General features: G+C 74.2%; 18 protein-coding genes. 8 read left to right on the top strand and 10 right to left on the bottom strand.

What is annotated here, in order from left to right; all coding sequences use genetic code 11:
- Positions 1 to 371: 371 nt before the first annotated feature.
- The 7 genes from OG440_RS00330 (at position 372) to OG440_RS00300 (ending at position 6928) form a co-directional block, all read left to right on the top strand.
- The gene (locus OG440_RS00330) at positions 372 to 860 is read left to right on the top strand and encodes a PhzA/PhzB family protein (protein WP_406004785.1); all 489 of its coding nucleotides are present in this window, start codon (positions 372 to 374) and stop codon (positions 858 to 860) included.
- A 46-nt stretch (positions 861 to 906) separates the two neighbouring features.
- On the top strand, positions 907 to 2082 hold the full coding sequence (locus OG440_RS00325) for a 3-deoxy-7-phosphoheptulonate synthase (protein ID WP_406004784.1): 1176 nt from the start codon (positions 907 to 909) through the stop codon (positions 2080 to 2082).
- 36 nt (positions 2083 to 2118) lie between these two features.
- On the top strand, positions 2119 to 2742 hold the full coding sequence (locus OG440_RS00320) for an isochorismatase family protein (protein WP_406004783.1): 624 nt from the start codon (positions 2119 to 2121) through the stop codon (positions 2740 to 2742).
- Entirely contained in the window at positions 2739 to 4658 is a 1920-nt protein-coding gene (locus OG440_RS00315; protein WP_406004782.1) for an anthranilate synthase family protein, read from the top strand. The genes OG440_RS00320 and OG440_RS00315 overlap by 4 nt, the downstream gene beginning before the upstream one ends.
- 107 nt (positions 4659 to 4765) lie before the next feature.
- Positions 4766 to 5605, top strand: a complete 840-nt coding sequence (locus OG440_RS00310) for a PhzF family phenazine biosynthesis protein (protein WP_406004781.1) — start codon at positions 4766 to 4768, stop codon at positions 5603 to 5605.
- On the top strand, positions 5598 to 6350 hold the full coding sequence (phzG, locus tag OG440_RS00305) for a phenazine biosynthesis FMN-dependent oxidase PhzG (RefSeq protein ID WP_406004780.1): 753 nt from the start codon (positions 5598 to 5600) through the stop codon (positions 6348 to 6350). The genes OG440_RS00310 and phzG overlap by 8 nt, the downstream gene beginning before the upstream one ends.
- Before the next feature lie 98 nt (positions 6351 to 6448).
- Positions 6449 to 6928, top strand: a complete 480-nt coding sequence (locus OG440_RS00300) for a PhzA/PhzB family protein (RefSeq protein WP_406004779.1) — start codon at positions 6449 to 6451, stop codon at positions 6926 to 6928.
- Between the two features lie 73 nt (positions 6929 to 7001).
- Here the strand turns inward: OG440_RS00300 and OG440_RS00295 are convergent, their stop codons facing one another.
- The 9 genes from OG440_RS00295 to OG440_RS00255 all read right to left on the bottom strand — a co-directional run bounded on the left by OG440_RS00295 (position 7002) and on the right by OG440_RS00255 (position 15963).
- Positions 7002 to 7979 (bottom strand): 3-oxoacyl-ACP synthase III family protein, encoded by a 978-nt coding sequence (locus tag OG440_RS00295; protein ID WP_406004778.1) that lies wholly within the window; start codon positions 7977 to 7979, stop codon positions 7002 to 7004.
- A 116-nt stretch (positions 7980 to 8095) separates the two neighbouring features.
- Complete coding sequence (locus OG440_RS00290) at positions 8096 to 9265, bottom strand: hydroxymethylglutaryl-CoA synthase (RefSeq protein WP_406004777.1); 1170 nt, start codon at positions 9263 to 9265, stop codon at positions 8096 to 8098.
- A 3-nt stretch (positions 9266 to 9268) separates the two neighbouring features.
- Complete coding sequence (locus tag OG440_RS00285) at positions 9269 to 10330, bottom strand: hydroxymethylglutaryl-CoA reductase (protein WP_406004776.1); 1062 nt, start codon at positions 10328 to 10330, stop codon at positions 9269 to 9271.
- A complete protein-coding gene (fni, locus tag OG440_RS00280) occupies positions 10327 to 11457 on the bottom strand; it encodes a type 2 isopentenyl-diphosphate Delta-isomerase (protein ID WP_406004775.1) in 1131 nt (376 codons plus the stop codon). The genes OG440_RS00285 and fni overlap by 4 nt, the downstream gene beginning before the upstream one ends.
- Positions 11454 to 12569 (bottom strand): phosphomevalonate kinase, encoded by a 1116-nt coding sequence (locus OG440_RS00275; RefSeq protein WP_406004774.1) that lies wholly within the window; start codon positions 12567 to 12569, stop codon positions 11454 to 11456. The genes fni and OG440_RS00275 overlap by 4 nt, the downstream gene beginning before the upstream one ends.
- A complete protein-coding gene (mvaD, locus tag OG440_RS00270) occupies positions 12566 to 13612 on the bottom strand; it encodes a diphosphomevalonate decarboxylase (protein WP_406004773.1) in 1047 nt (348 codons plus the stop codon). The genes OG440_RS00275 and mvaD overlap by 4 nt, the downstream gene beginning before the upstream one ends.
- A complete protein-coding gene (gene mvk / locus OG440_RS00265) occupies positions 13605 to 14603 on the bottom strand; it encodes a mevalonate kinase (protein WP_406011204.1) in 999 nt (332 codons plus the stop codon). The genes mvaD and mvk overlap by 8 nt, the downstream gene beginning before the upstream one ends.
- Before the next feature lie 527 nt (positions 14604 to 15130).
- Positions 15131 to 15337 carry a hypothetical protein gene (locus OG440_RS00260; RefSeq protein WP_406004772.1) on the bottom strand — a complete coding sequence of 69 codons (207 nt, stop codon included), beginning with the start codon at positions 15335 to 15337 and terminating at the stop codon, positions 15131 to 15133.
- A complete protein-coding gene (locus OG440_RS00255; RefSeq protein WP_406004771.1) occupies positions 15334 to 15963 on the bottom strand; it encodes a hypothetical protein in 630 nt (209 codons plus the stop codon). Before OG440_RS00255 ends, OG440_RS00260 begins: the two co-directional genes overlap by 4 nt.
- Before the next feature lie 545 nt (positions 15964 to 16508).
- Between OG440_RS00255 and pcaB the strand changes: the two genes are divergently transcribed.
- Entirely contained in the window at positions 16509 to 17954 is a 1446-nt protein-coding gene (gene pcaB / locus OG440_RS00250) for a 3-carboxy-cis,cis-muconate cycloisomerase (RefSeq protein ID WP_406004770.1), read from the top strand.
- Positions 17955 to 18392: 438 nt separating this feature from the next.
- On the opposite strand, the gene OG440_RS00245 is transcribed toward pcaB, so the two are convergent.
- Complete coding sequence (locus OG440_RS00245) at positions 18393 to 20168, bottom strand: FAD-dependent monooxygenase (protein WP_406004769.1); 1776 nt, start codon at positions 20166 to 20168, stop codon at positions 18393 to 18395.
- Between the last annotated feature and the right edge of the window lie 454 nt (positions 20169 to 20622).

Below are 20622 nucleotides of genomic sequence, written 5' to 3'. Positions count from 1 at the left end.
GCGTCAGGCTGTGTGTGCGGCAGCGGGCCGACGCCGGGTCCGCCGGCCCGTAGGGGCCGGCCCGCGTCGCCGCCCGCGGGCATCGGCCCCCTCTTCCCTTGCGTCCTGTGTCCTGCGCCATCGCCATCGCCGTCACCGGTGAACCGGCGCGCGCGGCGGCCACGGTGAACCGGCCACCCGCACCCCACGCCCCGCATCCCGCACCCCACGCCCCGCATCCCGTACCCCACGCCCCGTACCCCGCGTCCCGCATTCCGGTCCCGGGTGCCGCCTCCCGTGTCCTGCGGCTTTCGCACCGTCGCGCCCGCGCCCGAGAGGGCCGGGCGAGCCCGCCGTTCCTCCCGTTTCCCGAGAACACCCAGGGGGTCATCGTGTCCGCATCCGTTGAAATTGGCGCATCCGCCGACGACGGGGAACAGCGCCGCGCCAACCGCGCCGTCGTCGAGCAGTACATGAACACCCGCGGCCCGGACCGGCTGCGCCGCCACGAACTGTTCACCGAGGACGGCGTCGGCGGCCTGTGGACCACCGACACCGGCTCCCCGGTCGCCACCCACGGCCGCGACCGGCTCGGCGAGCACGCCGTCTGGTCGCTGAAGTGCTTCCCGGACTGGGAGTGGTACAACGTGCGGATCTTCGCAACGGACGACCCCGACCACTTCTGGGTGGAGTGCGACGGCCGCGGAAAGATCCGCTTCGGGGACTATCCGGAGGGCTACTACGAAAACCACTTCCTGCACTCCTTCGAGTTCGAGAACGGGAAGATCAAACTCCAGCGCGAGTTCATGAATCCGTTCCAGCAGCTGCGGGCCCTGGGCATCGCGGTCCCCGAGATCAAACGCACGGGAATCCCCACCTGACCCGTCGCCGGACACGAGCGACGCCACCGCTGGATCGGAGTACGGCATGAAGGACGTCATCCGCGACATCCGGGTCCGCGGGGCACGGCAACAGCCCGACTGGAGCGATCTTCGCCAGCTGCGGCGGGTGGGCGAGACCCTCGCCGCGCGCCCCGCCCTCGTGCACAGCGACGACGTGGCCACCCTGCGGACCCTGCTGGGCACCGTGGCCGACGGCCGCGCCCTGGTGGTGCAGGCCGGGGACTGCGCCGAGCACCCCGGCCAATGCCGCGCCCACGACGTCGCCCGCAAGACGGCGGTGCTCGACCTGCTCGCCGGGACCCTCGGCCTGATCACCGGCAAGCCCGTCCTGCGCGCCGGACGTATCGCGGGACAGTTCGCCAAGCCCCGCTCCCGGCCCACCGAAATCGTCGGCGGCCTCGAACTGCCCGTCTTCCGCGGACACATGGTCAACGGCCCCGAACCCGACGCCGACAGCCGCCGGGCCGACCCGCTGCGCCTGCTGACCGCCTACATGGCCGCCGACGACGTCATCGGCCACCTGGGCTGGCGCGAACGCGCCGCCGGCCGCGACGTGGTGAACCCCCCGGTGTGGACCAGCCACGAGGCGCTGCTGCTGGACTACGAGGTGCCCATGCTGCGCACCGACGAACAGGGACGGCTGTATCTGGGCTCGGCCCACTGGCCGTGGATCGGCGAACGCACCCGCCACGTCGACGGCGCCCACGTCGCCCTGCTCGCCCAGGTGGCCAACCCGGTGGCGTGCAAGGTCGGACCCACCATGGAACCCGACGAGCTGCTGGCCCTGTGCGAACGCCTCGACCCGTGGCGCGACCCGGGCAAACTCACCCTCATCGCGCGGATGGGAGCCGACGCCGTCGCCGGCCGCCTGCCGCGCCTGGTCGAGGCCCTGCGCACCGCGGGCCACCCGGCGATCTGGCTCACCGACCCCCTGCACGGCAACACCGTCACCGCGCCGAGCGGCCACAAGAGCCGCCTCGTGCACAGCGCCGCGCTGGAGGTCGCCCGCTTCGTGCGCGCCGTCACCGACGCCGGCGGCGTCCCCGGCGGCCTGCACCTGGAGACCACACCCGACGACGTCACCGAGTGCGCCGACACCGAGGCCGACCTCGCCCGGGTCGGCGAGCGCTACACCTCCCTGTGCGACCCCCGCCTCACCCCGCGGCAGGCCATGTCCGTGATCTCGTCCTGGAGCGCCTGAGCGCCCCCGCATCGAGCAGGAACAGGAACCGAAGCCATGACCGGCATCCCCGCCATCTCCGCCTACCCGCTTCCCGCCGAGGGCGACCTGCCGCCGGCCGCCGTGTCCTGGACGGCCGACGCCGACCGCTCGGTCCTCCTCGTCCACGACATGCAGCGCTACTTCCTCGAGCCGCTCGCCGACACCCTGCGCCACGACCTGGTCCGCAACACCGCCCAGCTGCGCGAACGCTGCGCCCGCGCCGGCGTCCCCGTCGCCTACACCGCCCAGCCCGGCGGCATGGACGACCGCCGGCGCGGCCTGCTCAAGGACTTCTGGGGCCCCGGCATGCGCACCTCGCCCCAGGACCGCACCATCGTCGACGCCCTCGCACCGGCCGCCCACGACTGGCTGCTCACCAAATGGCGCTACAGCGCCTTCTTCCGCACCGACCTGCTCGAACGGATGCGGGCCGCGGGCCGCGACCAGCTCGTCCTGTGCGGCGTCTACGCCCACATCGGCGTCCTGGCCACCGCCGTCGACGCCTTCAGCCACGACATCCAGCCCTTCCTCGTCGCGGACGCCACCGCCGACTTCTCCCGCGCCTACCACTGCTCGGCCCTCACCTACGCCGCCGAGCGCTGCGCCCGCGTCGTCACGGCCAAGGAGGTCCTCGCATGACGCACACCCCGCCCCCCGGCGCCGGCGACCTCCTCGCACAGGCACTGAACGGCCCCGTGCACCAGCCCTACGCGCTGCTGCACCGGCCCTCCACGCCCGGCCCGCCCGGCGTGGAGGTGCTGACCGGCCAGGTCAGCCTGCCCGCCACCCTGGCCGGCATCGAACTGCCCGCCGGCCCCGCCCACCCCGGCGGCGCCCACCACGAGATGCTCGTCGTCGTGCCCTACCGGCAGCTGCGCGAACGGGGCTTCGCCTGCACCGACGACGCCACCGCGCTGGTGGCGATGACCGTCACCGGCCAGCAGCGGCTGCCGCTGCACGAGGCCCTGGCCCGCATCCCCGACGTGCCCACCCCGCTGACCGGCGCCGGCTTCGACGTCGACGACACGGCCTACGAGGACGTGGTGCGCCGCATCGTCAAGGAGATGATCGGCACCGGGGAGGGCGCGAACTTCGTCATCAGGCGCACCTTCGTCGCCGACATCACCGACTACGGGCCGCGCAGCGCCCCCGCCCTGTTCCGCCGGCTCGTGCAGAGCGAGTCCGGCGCCCACTGGACGTTCCTCATCCACACCGGCACCCGCACCCTGGTCGGCGCCTCACCCGAGCGGCACGTCAGCTACCAGGACGGCACGGCGGTCATGAACCCCATCAGCGGCACCTACCGCTACCCCGCCCGCGGCCCCGCCCTCGCCGGCGTCCTGGAGTTCCTCGACGACCGCAAGGAGACCGACGAGCTGTACATGGTCCTCGACGAGGAACTCAAGATGATGGCCCGCATCTGCCCCGACGGCGGCCGCGTCGTGGGCCCCTACCTGAAGGAAATGGCCAAGGTCGCCCACACCGAGTACTTCATCGAGGGACGCACCGACCGCGACGTACGCGACATCCTGCGCGAGACGATGTTCGCGCCCACGGTCACCGGCAGCCCGCTGGAAAGCGCCTGCCGCATCATCAGCCGGTACGAACACGGCGGACGCGGCTACTACAGCGGGGCGGCGGCACTGATCGGACGCGACGGCGACGGCGCGCGCGTCATGGACTCCGCGATCCTCATCCGCACCGCCGACATCAGCACGCGAGGACACCTGGGCATCGGCGTCGGCGCCACCATCGTGCGCCACTCCGACCCGGCGTCCGAGGCCGCGGAGACCCGCGCCAAGGCCGCCGCACTCGTGTCCGCCCTCGACGGCGGACAGCAGACACCGCGCTTCGCCGGCCACCCCGCCGTACGCCGCGCCCTCGAACAGCGCAACACCTCCCTCGCCGGCTTCTGGCTCGCCGACAGCGCACAACGCACCGCGCCCCGCCCCGAACTGGCCGGGCGCAGCGTCCTCGTCGTGGACGCCGAGGACACCTTCACCTCCCTGCTCGAGCAGCAACTGCGCGCCCTGGACCTGCAAGTGAGCGTGCGCCGCTTCGACGAACCGTATGCCTTCGACGAGCACGACCTGGTGGTGATGGGACCCGGGCCGGGCGACCCGCAGGAACGCGCTCACCCCCGCATGCGCCACCTGCACCAGGCACTCGACACCCTGCTGCGCACCCGGCGCCCCTTCCTCGCGGTGTGCCTGAGCCACCAGATCCTCGGCCTGCGCCTGGGCCTGCCGCTGCGCCGCAGACCCGAACCCAACCAGGGCGTGCAACAGCAGATCGACCTGTTCGGCGCCCCCGAACGCGTCGGCTTCTACAACACGTTCGCGCTCGTCGCCGGCGACGACGTCCTCACCGCCGACGGCGTGGGCGAGGTCCGCGTCGGCAGGGACCCCGCCACGGGGGAGGTGCACGCCCTGAGCGGCCCGCATTTCGCCTCCGTGCAGTTCCACCCGGAGTCCGTGCTGACCCGGCACGGGCCGCGCATCGTGGGCGACCGCCTGGCCGCGCTGCTCGCACCGGCCCCCGCCGGCCGCCCCTGACCCCCCCCGCCACCGGCCCTCACGGCGGCCCGCCGGGCCGCCCCCGGCCCGGCCGCTGCGCCCGTGCGGCGCGCGCCGCGCCTTCACACGAGTGGGAGAGAAAACGGATGCACCCCTACGTCGTCGTCGACGCGTTCGCGCAACGGCCCCTCACCGGCAACCCGGTGGCGGTCTTCTTCGAAGCCGACGACCTGAGCGCCGGGCAGATGCAGGCCATCGCACGGGAGATGAACCTGTCGGAGACCACGTTCGTGCTGCGCCCGCGCAGCGACGGCACCGACGCCCACGTACGGATCTTCACACCGGTCAACGAACTGCCCTTCGCCGGCCACCCCCTGCTCGGCACCGCCCTGGCCCTGGGCGCCCGCACCGGCGCCGGGCGGCTGCGCATCGAGACCGCCATGGGCGTCGTCCCCTTCGAACTGCACCGCGAACACGGCAGGCCCGTCTCGGCCAGCATGCGCCAGCCCATCCCCGTGTGGGAGCCCTTCGAACGCACCGGCGAACTCCTCGACGCACTCGGCGTCGACGCCTCGACGCTCCCGGTGGAGATCTACCGCAACGGCCCGCGCCACGTCCTGGTCGGCCTCGCCGACGTCGAGGCGCTGTCGAAGCTGGACCCCGACCACCGCGCCCTGGCCCGCTTCCCCGACATGGCGACCAACTGCTTCGCCGGACAGGGCACCCGCTGGCGCAACCGCATGTTCTCCCCGGCGTACGGGGTCGTCGAGGACGCCGCCACCGGCTCCGCCGCGGGCCCCCTGGCCATCCATCTCGCCCGGCACGGCCTGATCGGGCACGGGCAGCGCATCGAGATCACCCAGGGCGTCGAGATCGGCCGCCCCTCCGTCATGAGCGCCCGCGCGCAGGGCGAGGGCGAGAGCGTCACCCGCGTCGAGGTCGCGGGCCCCGGCGTGCTCACCATCGAAGGAGTCCTCCATGTCTGACCCCACCCCCACCCCCACCGCCACCTCCACCGCCACCGCGTCCGCGTCAGCCGCCGGGTCGGGGTTCGGGTCCGGTCCGGTCCGCGGCGCCGCGGTGACCGGCGCCGGCCGTTCCGAGACCCTGACCGCCACCGTCGACGTGGCCTTCCCCGAGTTCCGCACGCCGCCGGCCGAACCGATGGGCCTGCTGGCGGCCTGGCTCCAGGACGCCGAAACCCACCAGGTGCGCGAACCGCGCGCCCTGGCCCTGGCCACCGCCGACGCGCAAGGCCGCACCTCCTCGCGGATCGTGGCCCTCACCGCCGCGGGGGAGGACGGCATCGTGTTCATCACCCACGCCGACAGCCGCAAGGGCCGCGACCTCGCCGAGAACCCCTGGGCCTCCGGCGTCCTGTACTGGCGCGAGAGCAGCCGGCAGATCACGCTGGAGGGCCCGGTCACCCGGCTGTCCGACGCCGAGGCGCAGACCCTGTGGCAGGCGCGGCCCGTCTTCACCCACGCCATGACGACCGCCTCGCGCCAGAGCCGCCCGCTGGAGGACCTCGACCACGTCGCCCGGCTGCGGGCCCGCGCCCAGCACCTGGGCGAGCCGCAGCGGCCCCTGCCGCGGCCCGCCCGGTTCGCGGGCTACCGCCTGCAGCCGGCCGGCGTGGAGTTCTGGGCCAACGGCACCGACCGCCTGCACGAACGGCTGCGCTACGAGCGCACCGGCGCGACCTGGCGCCACAGCCGGCTCCAGCCCTGACCACGCGGCCCGCACCGCCGCGACCACCGTCCCCGCGCACCCCTTCGGGAGAGACCATCACCACGCCCCGCACCCCCCGGACCGCCACCGGCACACCGGTGTTCACCGACCACCACGACCTGCGCGCACGCAACCGGCAGGCCGTGGACCAGTATCTGCGCACCGGCGCCGAAGCCCGGCTGAGCCGCTACACCCTCTACACCGAGGACGGCACCGCCGCCCTCTTCTACACCGACATCGGCCGGCCCATCGTCGTCACGGGCCGCGAGAACCTCAAACGGCACGGCGAACTGTCGCTGCGGGTGCTGCCCGACTGGCAGTGGTACGCCCTGAACGTCTACGAGACCCAGGACCCGTGCGTCATCTGGGCCGAGTGCGAGGGCGAGGGCACCATCCGCTTCCCCGGCTATCCCCAGGGCCGCTACCGCAACCACTTCGTGCACGGCTTCACCCTGCGCGACGGGCAGATCGCCGCCAGCCGCGAATACACCAACCCCATCGAGCACATGAAGTCCCTCGGCATCCCCACCCCGCACATCCGCCGGGACTGGATCCCCTCCTCCTCTTCCTCCTCCTGACACCCGCCGCGGCCCGCCGGCCGGCCCCCCTTTTTCTTTCGGCGGGGGCGGCCGGCGGGCCGCGCCGGTGTGCTCACCACTCGATCAGGGCGAAGCCGGCGGCCATGCCGCCGCCGAAACCGGCCAGCAAGATCAGCTCGCCCGGCTGGAAGGCGCCCGCGCGGGCGGCCTGGTCCACGGTGATGGGGACGGAGGCGGCGCCGGTGTTGCCGTAGCGGTGCAGGGTGCGGTGCATGGTGGCGTGGGGCAGGGCCAGTTCGGTGAAGAGCGCGTCGAGCATGACGCCGTTGGCCTGGTGCGGGACGAAGTGGCCGATGTCGTCGGGGGCGACGCCCGCCTCGTGCAGGAACTGCTTGACCAGGCGCGGCAGATGGTCCGCGACGAAGCGGCGCACCGCGCGGCCGTCCATGGTGAAGTACTGCCGGCCGGCCCGCAGACCCTCCTGGTCCAGGGGCAGCCGGCTGCCGCCGCCGGGCACCTCGATCAGCTGGGAGAACTCGCCGAAGGTGTGCAGGTCCAGGTGGCGGATGCGCGGACCGCTCGCGGCCGGCCCCAAGACCATCGCGCCGGCGCCGTCCCCGAACAGCACGACCGTCCTGCGGTCGGCGCGGTCCAGGATGCGGGAGTAGACGTCGGCGCCGATGACGAGGGCGTGGCCGCCGCGCCGGGCGAGGATGCCCTCGACGGCGGTGAGGGCGAACACCTCGCCGGAGCAGACGGCGTTGACGTCGAAGGCGGCCGCTCCGCTCGCCGCGAGGTGGTGCTGGACGTAGGCGGCGGTGGGCGGCTGGGGCCGGTCCGGGGTGGACGTGGCGACCACGATCACCGACAGCTCGCCCGCGGTGATGCCGGCCGACTGAAGCGCGGCGCGTCCCGCGGCCGCGGCCAGGTCGGAGGTGGCCTGGCCGTCGGCGGCCCAGCGGCGCTCGCGGATCTGCGTCTTGGCGGTGATCCAGGCGTCGTCGACCCCGGCCGCCGCACCGGCCTCGTCGTTGCAGACAACGCGATCCGGCAGACAGGCGCCCGTACCGAGGATCCTGACGTCGGTCATGCGGCTGCCCTCCCCTCGTAGTGGGTCGTCATGGAACCTCATGGGTGAGATGGGACTGGCGGTGCCCGCGCCCGCCGCCCGCCCGGGACGGACGGGCGGCGGCCGCGGACGGCCCGCTAGCGGGTTTCGTAGGCGCGCTTGTGGCCGCTGATCCCGGCCAGCCGGTAGGGGCCGGTGCTCTGCGCGGGGGTGGCGTGGTCGCCGCCGTCGGCGGGCAGCGCCCGCTCGTGCAGCTCCCGGTAGCCGGCGTAGTCGAGCGGGGTGCGCCGCTCGATGGCGGCACGGTGCTCCTTGGTGCGCAGGTGGTCGCGGTAGCCGGCGACGACGCTCCCGGCGAAGAACTCCGCGACGCTGCCCGAGCCGTAGCTGAGGAAGGCGACGGGCCGGCCCTCCAGGTCGTCGGCCTGGTCCAGCAGGGCGGCCAGGCCCAGGTAGAGCGAGGCGGTGTAGCTGTTGCCGATCACCCGGTTGTAGGCGGTGGTCAGCTCCAGGTCGCGGGCGACCCTGGCCGGGTCGGTGTCGTGGCCGGTGGTGTTCAGCAGGTGACGGTGGGCCTTGTAGGCCATCTTCGTGAACGGCTGGTGGTAGCAGAACGCGGCGAACTCCTCCAGCGCGCGGCCGCCCTGCTCGCTGTAGTCCTTCCAGGTGCCCTCGACGGCCTGGAGGTAGGCGTTGACGGACTCCTGGCCGTCGACGAGGGCGGCGTCACGGTAGTTGGGCCGCCAGAAGTCCATCACGTCGGCGGTGAACACCCCCGACGGGTCCTCGATACGCACCAGGGCCGGGTCCACCCCCACCAGCATGGCCACCGCCGCCGCGCCCTGGGTGGCCTCGCCGGGACTGTCCAGCTCGTACTTGGAGACGTCGCTGGCGATCACGAGGACCTGCTGGGCGGGGTCGCGGCGCACCAGGCCGACGGCGAACTGGAGGGCGGCCGTGGCCCCGTAGCAGGCCTGCTTGAGCTCGACGACGCGGGTGGCCGAGGGCAGTCCGAGCAGCGAGTGCACATACACGCCGGCCGCTTTGGCCTGGTCGATCGACGACTCCGTCGCGAAGATCACGGTGCGGATCCGGCTCGCGCCGTGCCGGGCGACGACCGGGGCGGCGGCCGCCGCGCCCAGCGTCACGATGTCCTCGTCGGCGGCGGGCACGCTCATCGACTCCTGGCCGATGCCCAGGTGGTACTTGCCGATGTCGGTGCCGTTGTGCGCGGCGAGCTGTGTGTGGGCGAGAACGAACTCGCCCGTCGAGAACGACAGGTCGTGGATTCCTATGGAGAGGGACATGCCCTAGACACCAACCTTTGCGGTCTTGTTGTCGCGTTCCAGCTGGACGTGCGCGCGCATCAGCTCGCCGGGGTTGGTCTGGGCCGCCAGCAGCGAGAGTTCGCCGCACAGCACCGTCGCCGCCGCGATGACGGCCAGACGGCGCGCGTTGTCCCCGGTGGTGCGCTCGGCCCGGCAGCCGAGCCGGGTCAGGTTCGTCTCCACGAAGGCGAGGCCCTTGCCGTTGCCGACGGTGCCCACGATCAGGTTGGGCAGGGTGCAGGCGAAGTACAGGTCGCCGTCGCGGTCCTCGGCCATGACCACGCCCTGGGATCCCTCGACGATGTTCGCGGCGTCCTGGCCGGTGGCCAGGTAGAAGCCCAGGAGCATGTTCGCGAAGTGCGCGTTGGCCGAGCGGATCCCGCCGGCGAGGAGGGTGCCCAGGAGGTTCTTGCGCAGGTTGAGCTCGGCTATCTTCGCGGCCGTGGTGTGCAGCACGTCCTCGACCACCGCACGCGGCACGAGCAGTTCGGTGACGACGTTCTTGCCGCGGCCCAGGATCCCGTTGACCGCGGTGGCCTTCTTGTCGGTGCAGTAGTTCCCCGAGATCGACCCGTAGGAGATGCCGGGAACGGTCTCCAGCAGATGCCCCAGGAGCGCGTCGGAGGCGAGGGTGGCCATGTTGTGGCCGGAGGCGTCGCCGGTGGAGAACTCGAAACGCAGGAACAGCAGGTTGGCGTTGATCTCGTGGCGGATGCCGATCAGCTCGGCGAACCTGCTGCACCCGCGCACCACGGCGCGCAGTTCGTCGACGCGCGCCTCGATGGTCAGCGCGGCCGTGTACGCGGTCTGCGCGTCGGTGGCCTCCACGAGGACCGAGCGGGTCATCCGCTCGTCGACGAGGGTGGCGACGATGCCCTGCTCGGCGAGCATGGACACCTTCGCGCCGCGGCCCACCGAGGGCCACAGCGGCGACTCGTAGGTGGCCAGCGGCACCTGGGTCTCGGTGGTGGCGACGTTGCCCGAGATGCGCACGGGCCCCACCCACTGCATCGGTACGCCGGCGATCGCGTGTGTGTCGGTCATCGTGTGCTTCCCGTCATCTCGTGGAGGGCGTCGATGGAGGCGGTGGTGGCGGAGGCGGTGGTGGTCGCGGTGGTGGCGGAGCGCCGGGCGAGGCGGGCGGTGTCGATGCCCCGGTCGGCGCAGAAGTCACGCAGGGAGCCCTGGATCAGCACGTCGCAGCGGCCCAGGTCGGCCGGGGTGCGCGCGCCGAGCATGGTCTGCAGCGCCGCCAGCTGGTCCAGCCACGCCGTGATCTGCGTGACGAGCGCGGCCACGCCGCCGTCCAGGAGGGTGCGCAGGAACCCGCCCGACACACCGACGGCGCGGGCGCCGAGCGCGAGGCCGCGGGCGACGTCGAGGGGATGGCGCACCCCGCCGGAGGCGAGCACGGGCAGGCCGGCGCCGGCACTGTCCAGCAGGCAGGCGGCGGTGGACTGGCCCCAGCCGTGCAGGTAGGCGTAGTCGGCCAGCTCCCGGCGCCCGTTCTCGATGCGCGCGAAGTCGGTGCCGCCGCGCCCGGCGACATCGGCCGCGCTCACCCCCAGCTCCTTCAGCAGCAGGACGCTCTGCCGGCTCAGGCCGTTGCCGACCTCCTTGACGATCACGGGGACGCCGACGCCGGCCGCGATCGTCTCGATCTGCCCGGCCCACGCCGAGAACGAGCGGTCGCCCTCGGGCATGGGGGTTTCCTGCGCGGTGTTGACGTGGATCTGAAGGGCGTCGGCCTCCAGCAGGTCGACGGCGCGCCGGGCGCCGTCGAGCGAGGTCGTGGCGTTGATGTTGGCCATGACGAACCCGTCGGGGTTGTGCGTGCGCAGCACCCGGAAGGTGTCGGCGCAGGAAGAATCCTTGAGGTAGGCGTTCATGGAACCCGACGCGATGGCCACGCCGCTCTCGCGGGCGGCGGCGGCCAGATCCCGGTTGATGGCACCGGTTTTGGCGCTGCCGCCGGTCATGGCGTTGATGTAGAGCGGGGCCTGCCACCGGATGCCGCCGAAGGACGTGGCCGCCGAGACGTCCGGCCGGTCGATGCCCGCCAGGGCGTGGTGGACGAACGCCACCTCGTCGAACTGGTTGAGGCCACTGTGCGCACGGTGCTGCTCCATGGCCAGGCGGACATGGTCGTCCTTGCGTTGAGCGCTGCTCATTCCTCGTTCCTTTCCGGGGGGCGGGCGACGGACAGGGGCTGTACGCCCGCCGCGGCCCACCGCTGCCGTACCTGCGCGATGTCGTGCTCGGCCGCGGCGTCCAGCAGCGCGATGCCGCAGTCGCCGCCGCCCGCCCCCGACGGCTTGGCCGCACCGCCGACGGCCTCGGCCGCCGCGCACAGCGCCGTCAGCTCGGGGGTGAAGATGCCCAGGCGGGCCTCGCCGTCCAGGCGGGCCAACTCCTCGCGGGCGCACCGGATCTGGTGCAGCAGCTCCCCCTCGTCACCGCGTTCGAGCGCGTCGGTCGCGGCGTCGACGAAGCCGGTGCTGGTCCTGACGAACGCCTGGTGCGAGGCGCTGCCCCGCCAGGTGCGCCGGTGCAGGCCGGCGACGAGCGAGGCGGTGGACGCAGGCCGCCCGGTCCAGCCGACCTCCAGGCGCAGGGCGCGCGGCGGCGGCAGCGCACGCACCGCGAACCCCGGCCACGGCGCGCGCAGCGCGTGGCCGACGCCTTCGCGCCGCGCCAGATCGAGCACGAAGTCACGGTCGGGGGCCCGGTAGGCGACCCAGCCGCCCCAGGTGCTGGCGGCGAGGTCACCGCCGGAGGCACGCGGGTCGATCCGGGCGGTGGCGAGCAGCGCCAGCCGAAACCGGCTCGCCGCCTCCAGCTCCAGGCCGTGGTGGGCGGCCAGGGCCGCCACGCTCGCCACGGTCACCGCGCCGCTGGAACCCAGACCGAACTTCGTGCCCTTCTCGTGCAGTTCGCTGCGAACCGAGACACTCACCCGCGGTGCGGGCCGGCCCTGTTCGGCCAGCAGGCCGGCCACGGTCTCGATCGCCGACACCACGTGGGCCGCCGCGCGGCGCACCCGCGGCTCGTCCTGCCCGGGGCACACCTCGAGCCGGTCGCCCTGCCACCGCCAGCGCATCGGCCCCGCGGCGAGGTCGGAGGCGATCACGACCCCGGGCCCGTCCGCGGCCGCGACGGTGACCGTGACCGACCGGCCCACCGCCGTCACGATCGCCGGGACACCGGGCTCCACCACCGCGTACTCGCCCGCGACGAACAGCTTGCCCGGAGCGCGCCGTACGGCCGTGCGCCCGCCGCTCATCGCCCGTCCGCGTGCAGCAGACGCACACCCGGCCCCGGCCGGGCGATGTGCACCGCGCCGCCCGGGGCGGCGCCGCGCACGGTGGCGGCCACCCGCTCCGCGTCCGCGCGCCGGCACAGCACCTTGACGTTCGGCCCGGCGTCCATGGTCGCGTAGGCCGCCACCCCCTCGCGGCGCAGCTGGAGCACACCGTCCAGCACCGTCAGCGTGGCCGGCGCCAGGTAGCGCACCGCGGGGCGCGCCGCCAGCATCGTGGCGTGCATGCCGAGCGCGTTGCGCTCCGCGATCTCGCCGACCGTGTCGAGGTCGGCGCGCAGCAGCGCGGCCCGCATGGCGAGGAGGTCGTCCTTGCTGGAGGCCGCCCACGGACCGTACAGCGGCGAGGTGGCGACGGTACGGCGCATGGCCTCGCGGCTGGAGAGCGCCTTGGGCCCGGCGTCGACCACGGCGATGACCAGCGCGGGATCGAGCTGCCCGGCGGCCACCGGCTCGGCGTAGGAGCCGAGATCCGCGCCGGCGCCGGCGCCGGGGCCCGCGTGCCAGACGGCGAAGCCGGCGAAGACCGACCGCGACGCCGAGCCCGATCCGCGCCGGGCCAGCCTCGACAGGGCGGTGGCGTCCGGGCGCAGCCCGTAGGCGGCCGCCGCGGCCGCCGCCAGGGCGGCGAACCCGCTGGCGGAGGACGCCAGGCCGGCCCCGGTGGGGACGGTGTTCTCGGAGTCGACGACCGCCCGCACGGACAGCCCCGCCCGGTCACGGACCAGGTCGAGGAAGGCGACGATGCGGCGCAGCGCCTCTCCCGTCGCGGGCACGCCGCCCAGCCTCACCTCGTCGCGCCGCGCCGTGGCGTCGAGTCGGACCCGCGTGGTCGTGGGGAAGATGTCCAGGGTCATCGACAGGCTGTCGGTGCGCGGCAGGACGAGTTCCTCGTCGCGCTTGCCCCAGTACTTGACCAGCGCGATGTTCGGATGCGCGACGGCGGCGGCCTCCGCCGCGCCCTCGCGCCGGGACGGCCGCACCCGGAGGGTGTGCTGCTCAGACATGGTCGGCGAGCCTCCTCAGCGGGACGACCCACGTCTGCGCGGCGCCGGCCTCGTGCAGTCGCACGGTCACGTTCCTGGTGTGCTCGGGCCGGGTCAGCGCGATCATGCAGCCGCCCAGCCCGCCGCCGGTGATCTTCGCCCCGAGGCTGCCCGCGTCCAGCGCGGCCTCGACCATGGTGTCGATCAGGTCGGTGCTGAGCCCGGCGGTGCGCAGCAGCTGGTGATAGCCGCTCAGCTGCGCGCCGACGTCGCCCGCCCGGCCCTCGGCGAGGGCCGCGACGGCCGCCTCGACGAGCTCGTCCGCGCGGCGCAGGAAACGCTCCTTGGTGCCCTCGCGCCGAAACCCCTCGCGCAGCAGCTCGACCGCCTCCCTGGTGCTGCCCGAGGTGCCGCTGTCGGCGACGACGAGCAACGTGTCGCAGCCGACCTCCAGTTCGCCGGCCCGCCCGGCCTGGAAACGCAGCGGCGCCGTCGCGCCGACGGCGCAGGCGTCGATGCCGCTGGCCCGGCCGTGCGCCATGTTCTCGGCCGTCTGCACCAGGTCGAACGTGGCGGCCTCGCTCAGTTCACGGTCGAAGAGATTGGCCAGGGCCAGCACGATCGCCCGCGAGGTGGCGGCACTGGAGCCGAGCCCGCGGCCGGGCGGGACGGCGCCGTCGACGATCACGTCCAGACGCGGACCGTCGGGCACGCCCATCTGCGCCCGGAACGCGGCGGCCAGCTGCCGCAGCCCGTCGGAGGCCTGCGTCACCATCGCCCGCGACACCGAACCGGTCATGGCGAAGGACAAGTCGCCCTGCGCGCCGGCGTCCGCGCCGTCCGCGGTGTCGGCGGACCATCCCGCGCTCGCCGTGGCCGACAGCTGCGGGATCGGCACGGCGAGCGCCGCGGTTCCGTACACGACCGCGTGCTCCCCCAGCAAAATGGCCTTGGCGTGAGCGCGACCGATGCCGACGGAGCGAGCCCGGTGGTGTGCCGAAACCCCCGCCACAGAGGTCGGTAGAGTCAACGCACTCAGCTCCCCTTCTCGTTACCTGCAGTGAGATCGAACTATCCGTTTTCCGCCGGTTGTTCCTCGGCGCCCGTCACCGCACCGCAGCGCAGGGCGGCGCGGTACTGCGAAGGGGGCGGCGCGCAATCCCGGCCGGCCGGGACAGGGGGACGCCGGCGCGCCGGCCGCCGCCGCGGCGGCGGCCGGAGGGGAAGCCCCGCTCTCGGGCGGCGCCGGGCACGCGGGCACAGCCGCGCCGTGCACCGGCGGTTCGCACTGAGGGGGGACGAGCGGGGACGCGGCACCCGCCTGCCTGACCCGAAGAAGTTTTCGGGCAGGGAAAATGTGCATCGATAGTGACACGGGGGTGCCCTCACGCCAAGGACACCTCGAAGTGACCTGGCTCACTCGACACAGGGGTGGGGTGTCCATGCAACAGCCTCTCGCCCGCCGCGCGTTCGGCCCGCGGGCATGGTCGCCCGGCACCAGGACGCGCGGGCACACGCGCCCGGCGCCGCCGGTGCCGGTCAGCGGGGGAGCCCTGAAGGACGCGGAGAACGCCGCAGGGCGATCTGCGTGAGCTCGTCGATGTCGAACGCCGAGCGGCAGTTCGGCGCGCCGTAGCGGGTGATCTTCCCGCGGCTCACCCACTTGCGGATGGTCGCCTCGGACACCCCGACGGCCAGCGCCGCCACATTCGTGGGCACGAGCCGGTGACGTGGCGGCTTCGTCATGCGCCGGCCCCCGCCCGCCGCTGCTCCAGCAGATGCCGCAGAGCCAGCCACTCGCCCATGTCCCACCCATGGCCCAGGGAGCACTCCAGACGCCCGGCGCGCACCCGCTCCCCGCCGTTCAGCGAGGTGCTGATCGTCCCGGCACAGTGCTCCACCACACACGTGCGGATCGCCGTACGCAGCTCACCGGCCCCCGGGTCGATCGTGCCGCGCAACTCGGCGGCCAGACCCTCCACCTCGTCCGCGAACTCGGCGGCACACGGCTGCGCCACGAGCCAGGGCAGATGCCCGGCCAAAAACCGGGCCAACTGGACGACGGAGCGGCCCGGAACGGCGACCCGGTGATGCGCGGCGACATACTCCGACCAGGACTGCAAGGCGTTCAGCAGGCGGTAACGGGCGTCGAGCACCGAGAAGTTCAGATGATCCCGGGCACGACTGCCCGACACTTTCGTGGGGTTGCTGCGCCGGGGCGTCGGCGACGCGTGGTGCAGGCACTCCTGGTGAAGAGCGGGAAGCGCGCGCAGGTCGCGCTCGGCCTGAGCGACGCAGCCGGCACACAGGACGCAGCCGTCGGCCGCGCGGCATTCGCGGGCATGGACTCGGGGGCACGGCTGTGCCGTCATCGACATCCTCCTTCGTGAGGTGACTCGGCCCGTACCGCCGCACGGCTCGAGACAGTGGCTGTGAACAGTTCGAGTCAGGAATCCCCTGACGAAGGGTTCGGATCCGGCCTGCCGGCCGGCGGCCCCGTCTGTTCGGCGAAGGCGGCCGCCCTGGGGGCCTTTCGCACCCGTCGAACGTAGCGACGGGTGCTGGAGAGCCGATACAGCCGCGTTCGCGCCGTGCCGGGGCCCCGCGCGCGCACAGCCCTTCGAGCCGCGTTCCACCCGGATCCGAGCGCCTGGCGCGAACATGGCGCGGGAAGGACACCCCCCCCGGCACGGCACGCACTCCGGGCGCCGGGCGCGCAGCCGCTCTCCGCGGGCCCGCCCTCCCGCTGCATCACCCGGCATCCCACCCGGCGCCGGCCCGCTCACCGCGAGGACCGCGACGCCATGGCGGCGGCCGTCCCGGCCGGGCCCGGACCGCGCCCTGCGCCGGGCGAACCGGACACCGTTGCCACCCACCACGCGGCCGGCGGCCCGGCCCCGAGCCCGAAGGCAGGCGCATGACCTCCTTGCCCGCATCCCCGCCGGCGGCGGCCACCGCCGCCCATCTCGACGCCGGGCTGCTGTCACCGGTCCGTGCGGGCACCCCCGTCGAGGCCGCCGTGGGCGACCACGCCTGGCTCCAGGCGATGCTCGACGCGGAGGCGGCCCTGGCCCGCGCCCAGGCCCGCTGCGGCACCGTGCCCGCGTTCGCCGCCGACGCCATCACCGCCGCCGCCCGCGCCGACCTGCTCGACGTGCGCGAACTGGCGCTGGCCGCGCGGGAGACCGCGAACCCGGTCGTGGGCCTGGTCACGGCGCTGACCGCGGTCGTCGCACGGCAGTCGGCGCAGGCCGCCGAATACGTGCACCGCGGCTCGACCAGCCAGGACGTCCTGGACACCGGCGCGATGCTGGTGGCCGCGCGGGCGCTGCGCCTGATCGTCGCGGACCTGCGGACCGTGGCCGCCGCGCTGGCCGGCCTCGCGGCCGCGCACCGCGACACCGTGATGGCGGGCCGCACCCTCGCCCTGCACGCGGTGCCCACCACCTTCGGCCTCAAGGCGGCCGGCTGGCGCCAGCTCGTCCTGGACTGCGTCGACCGTCTCGAACGGGTCGCCCACGGCGGACTTCCGGTGGCGCTCGGCGGCGCGGCCGGCACCCTCGCCGGCTACCTCCAGTACGCGGGGCCGGACACCGACCCCGCCGCCCTGCTCGACGACCTGGGCGCCGCCTTCGCCGCCGAGACGGGCCTGGCCGCACCCCGGCTGCCCTGGCACGCCCTGCGCACCCCCGTCGCCGACCTGGGCGCCGCACTCGCCCACACGGCCGGCGCCCTCGGCAAGATCGCCGCGGACGTGCTGGTCCTCACCCGCACCGAGGTCGGCGAAGTCGCCGAGCCCGCGGCCGCCGGACGCGGCGCCTCCTCGGCCATGCCGCACAAACGCAACCCCGTACTCGCCACCCTGATCCGCTCCGCGGCCCTCCAGGTGCCCGCGCTGAGCACCGTGCTGACGCAGTGCCTGCCCGCCGAGGACGAACGCTCGGCAGGGGTGTGGCACGCCGAGTGGCAGCCCCTGCGCGAAGCCCTGCGGCTCACCGGCGGCGCCGCCCACACGGCCGTGGAACTCACCCGGGGACTCACCGTCCACCCCGAGCGGATGCGCGCCAACCTCCAGGCCACCGGCGGACAGCTCGTCTCCGAACGCGTCTCGGCCGTCCTGGCCCCGCGCCTGGGCAGGACGGCCGCCAAGGAACTCCTGACGCAGGCCTCGCTGCTCGCCTCCCGCACCGGCCGGCCGCTGGCCGACGTACTGGCCGAACTCCCGCGCCTGGCCGGCGTGCTGAGCCGCGAGGAGGCGCACGCGCTGCTCGACCCCGCCCACTACACCGGCGCCGCCGGCCCGCTGGTGGACCGGGCCCTCACCGCACCCGGCCCCCCGCCCACCCCCACCGACCACGCCTAGACACCCCACCCCCACCGACCGCGACTGGACACCCCCGCCCGCGCGGACCGCGACTGGACACCCCCGCCCCACCTGACCCGGCCGGGCCCGGCCCGCGCGGCGGGCCGGGGGAGCGGGGGAGCCGGGGGAGCGGGGTGAGCTGCGCCGGCACCGGCAACCGGCAACCGGTAACCGGCAACCGGTAACCGGCCGCCGGACCCCGCACGGGGCGGGCGGCAGGACCGGCATCACCCGGCCCTCCCCCCCGCCCCGTCACACTGCCGCCTCACCCGGCGCCCCACCCGGCGCCGCCCCCACCCGCGCCTCACCCGGTGCCGCCTCCGGCGCGGACGGCGGCACACCACCACCCGCATCCGGGCCGCAGCCGCGAAACACCGCCCGCCCGCCGGGTCCCGCCCGCCACCTGCCGTGGGCTGGGCGGGACTTCCCGGACTCGGCCTAGCGTCCTTCGGCGCTCTTGCCGTGCAGGATCCGGGACATCGCCTGCGCCAGCACGTCCGCCGGGTTCTCGGCCGCGCCCATGGACCGCCACGCCACGTGGTTGTCGGGGCGTACCAGGATGGCGCCGTCGTCCGCGATCTCGCGTACGGCCGCCCAGTCGCCGTCGGGGTCCGTGTAGGGCGCGCCGGCCCCGATCCGGGCCACGGTGAGGGGGACGGAGAACTTCTCGGCGACCTCCCGGGCCGCCGCGTCCCAGGCCGTGTCCGCGGGGCCGGTGATCAGGACGAAAGCACCCTGGGGTCCGGCCAGGTCGTGGGTGGACACGCGCCGCCCGTCGCGTGTCGTCCACGCGTGCGGCAGCCGGTGCCCGGGGCGGGTGGTGGGACGGTAGTCGCCGCCCATGGGCGAGCGGGGCGGCGCCTGGCTCCCGTCGGGCACGAGCGCGCCGTCCTCGTAGGCGAAGCCGATCTCCAGGTCGTGCGCCTGGCACTCGGCGCGGTGGGTGCCGAAGAACTCCGCCGCCCTGGCGCGGGTGACCGCGCCGACGGGGGAGGGGGCGAAGTAGGCGGTGAACGCGGACGCGCGGCGCTGCGGCGGGACGTGCGGGCCCAGGCCGAGCGCGGCCTCGGTCATGACCCGGTGGTGGAACCAGGTGGCCAGGCCCCACTCGACGTTGTGTCTGCCAAGCGCGCGCCGCTCCGTCTCGTAGGTGTCGAGCAGGCTGTCGTCGGCGCGGCCGCCGAGTACCGCGGCCAGTTTCCAGGCGAGGTTGTGCACGTCCTGGATGCCGCCGTTCAGACCGAGCCCGGTGGTGGGCGGCTGGCGGTGGGCGGCGTCGCCGACGATGAGGACGCGGCCGGCCCGGTAGCGGTCGGCGAGGACTCCCTCGACCGTCCAGTGCGACACCTTGTGCACCGTCAGATCGAGGCCGGGCAGGCCCAGGACCGCACGCATCCGGTCGGCGATCGCCGCCTCGTCGGCGCGGTCCACGTCGCCCAGGCTGAAGGTCAGCCCCCACTCCTCGCAGTGCCGGCCCCAGGTCGGCCCCATCTCCAGCAGGGCGCTGTTGAGGTCGGGGCGGTCGGGGTTGACGAACCAGGTGATGAGGGAACCCTCGTGCCACCACTGCGACAGGTCCGCCGAGAAGTAGGCGGTGGTGACGTCGGCCATGTCGAACACGCCCTGCATCCGCACGCCGAGCGCGGGGCCGAGCGTGCGGCCGCCGTCGGCGGCGATGACGTACCGCGCGCGGACCCGGGTGACCTCGCCGCTCTCCCGGTCGCGGATCTCGGCGACGACGTGCTCGCCCTCCTCGGTGAAACGGATCAGTTCGCGGGAGAAGAGCACACGGCCGGGATTGCGCTCCTCGGCCTGCCGGCGCAGGATCGGCTCCAGCCGCAGCTGGGGCAGCTTGACGGGCAGTACGGGGCCGTCCGCCGCGTAGCGCGCGGTCAGCTCCCCGCCGCCGAACGCGTCCATCTCGTGGATCACCCGCGCGTCCAAGGGCCCGTCGCCGGTGAGCGTGGTCTGCCAGCGCACCCGGCCGAACTGCCCGGTGGTCGAGGCGTGTTCGACGACGGCGTCGTAGACGCCGTGCTGGCGGAAGATCTCCATCGTGCGCTGGTTGACGTAATGCGCCTTCGGCAGAAGCGACGTGTCCGCGTGCCGTTCCACGAGCAGGTGCCCCACACCGTGGTCCGAGAGGAAGACGGAGGCGGACAGGCCGCAGCCACCGCCGCCCACGATCAGGACCGGAACCTCGGTCTCCTCCATATTCGGCCTTCCATCAGGTGAGGGCCCCGTGCGGGGCGTCGGACGATCACGAACGACCGCGGCCGGCGGCGGACGGAACGCGACATCGGCTCGGCCGGGAAGCCGTTCGGGCATGCGGCGGTGACCCCGCCGCGACGACATCCGATGCGTGCGGCGCCGCGGCCCCCATCGTCGGCCTGCCTGATTGGCCCGCACTATCTCCCGGCTTGGTGCCGGGTTGGCGCCGCCGCACCAACACCGACGCCCGCCCGCACGGCGCCACCGGCACACGACCCGCCACCCCCCCCGAAGCCCGTACCGCCACCCCCCGAAGCCCGTACCGCCGTATCCGTGAGCCAGCACGCCGTAGTGCCCCGCCCGGCGCGGGGCGACAGCCCTCTCCTCGGCCACCGGCCGCCCTGGTCGCCGCGCGCTCCTTCGTGGCCGGCTGGCGCCCGCACCGCACGGCCGCCCC

Source organism: Streptomyces sp. NBC_00637 (assembly GCF_045161545.1).
Classification (GTDB): domain Bacteria; phylum Actinomycetota; class Actinomycetes; order Streptomycetales; family Streptomycetaceae; genus Streptomyces.
The sequence above is the reverse complement of the archived record's forward strand: the minus strand, read 5'-3'. Positions and strand labels throughout refer to the sequence as shown.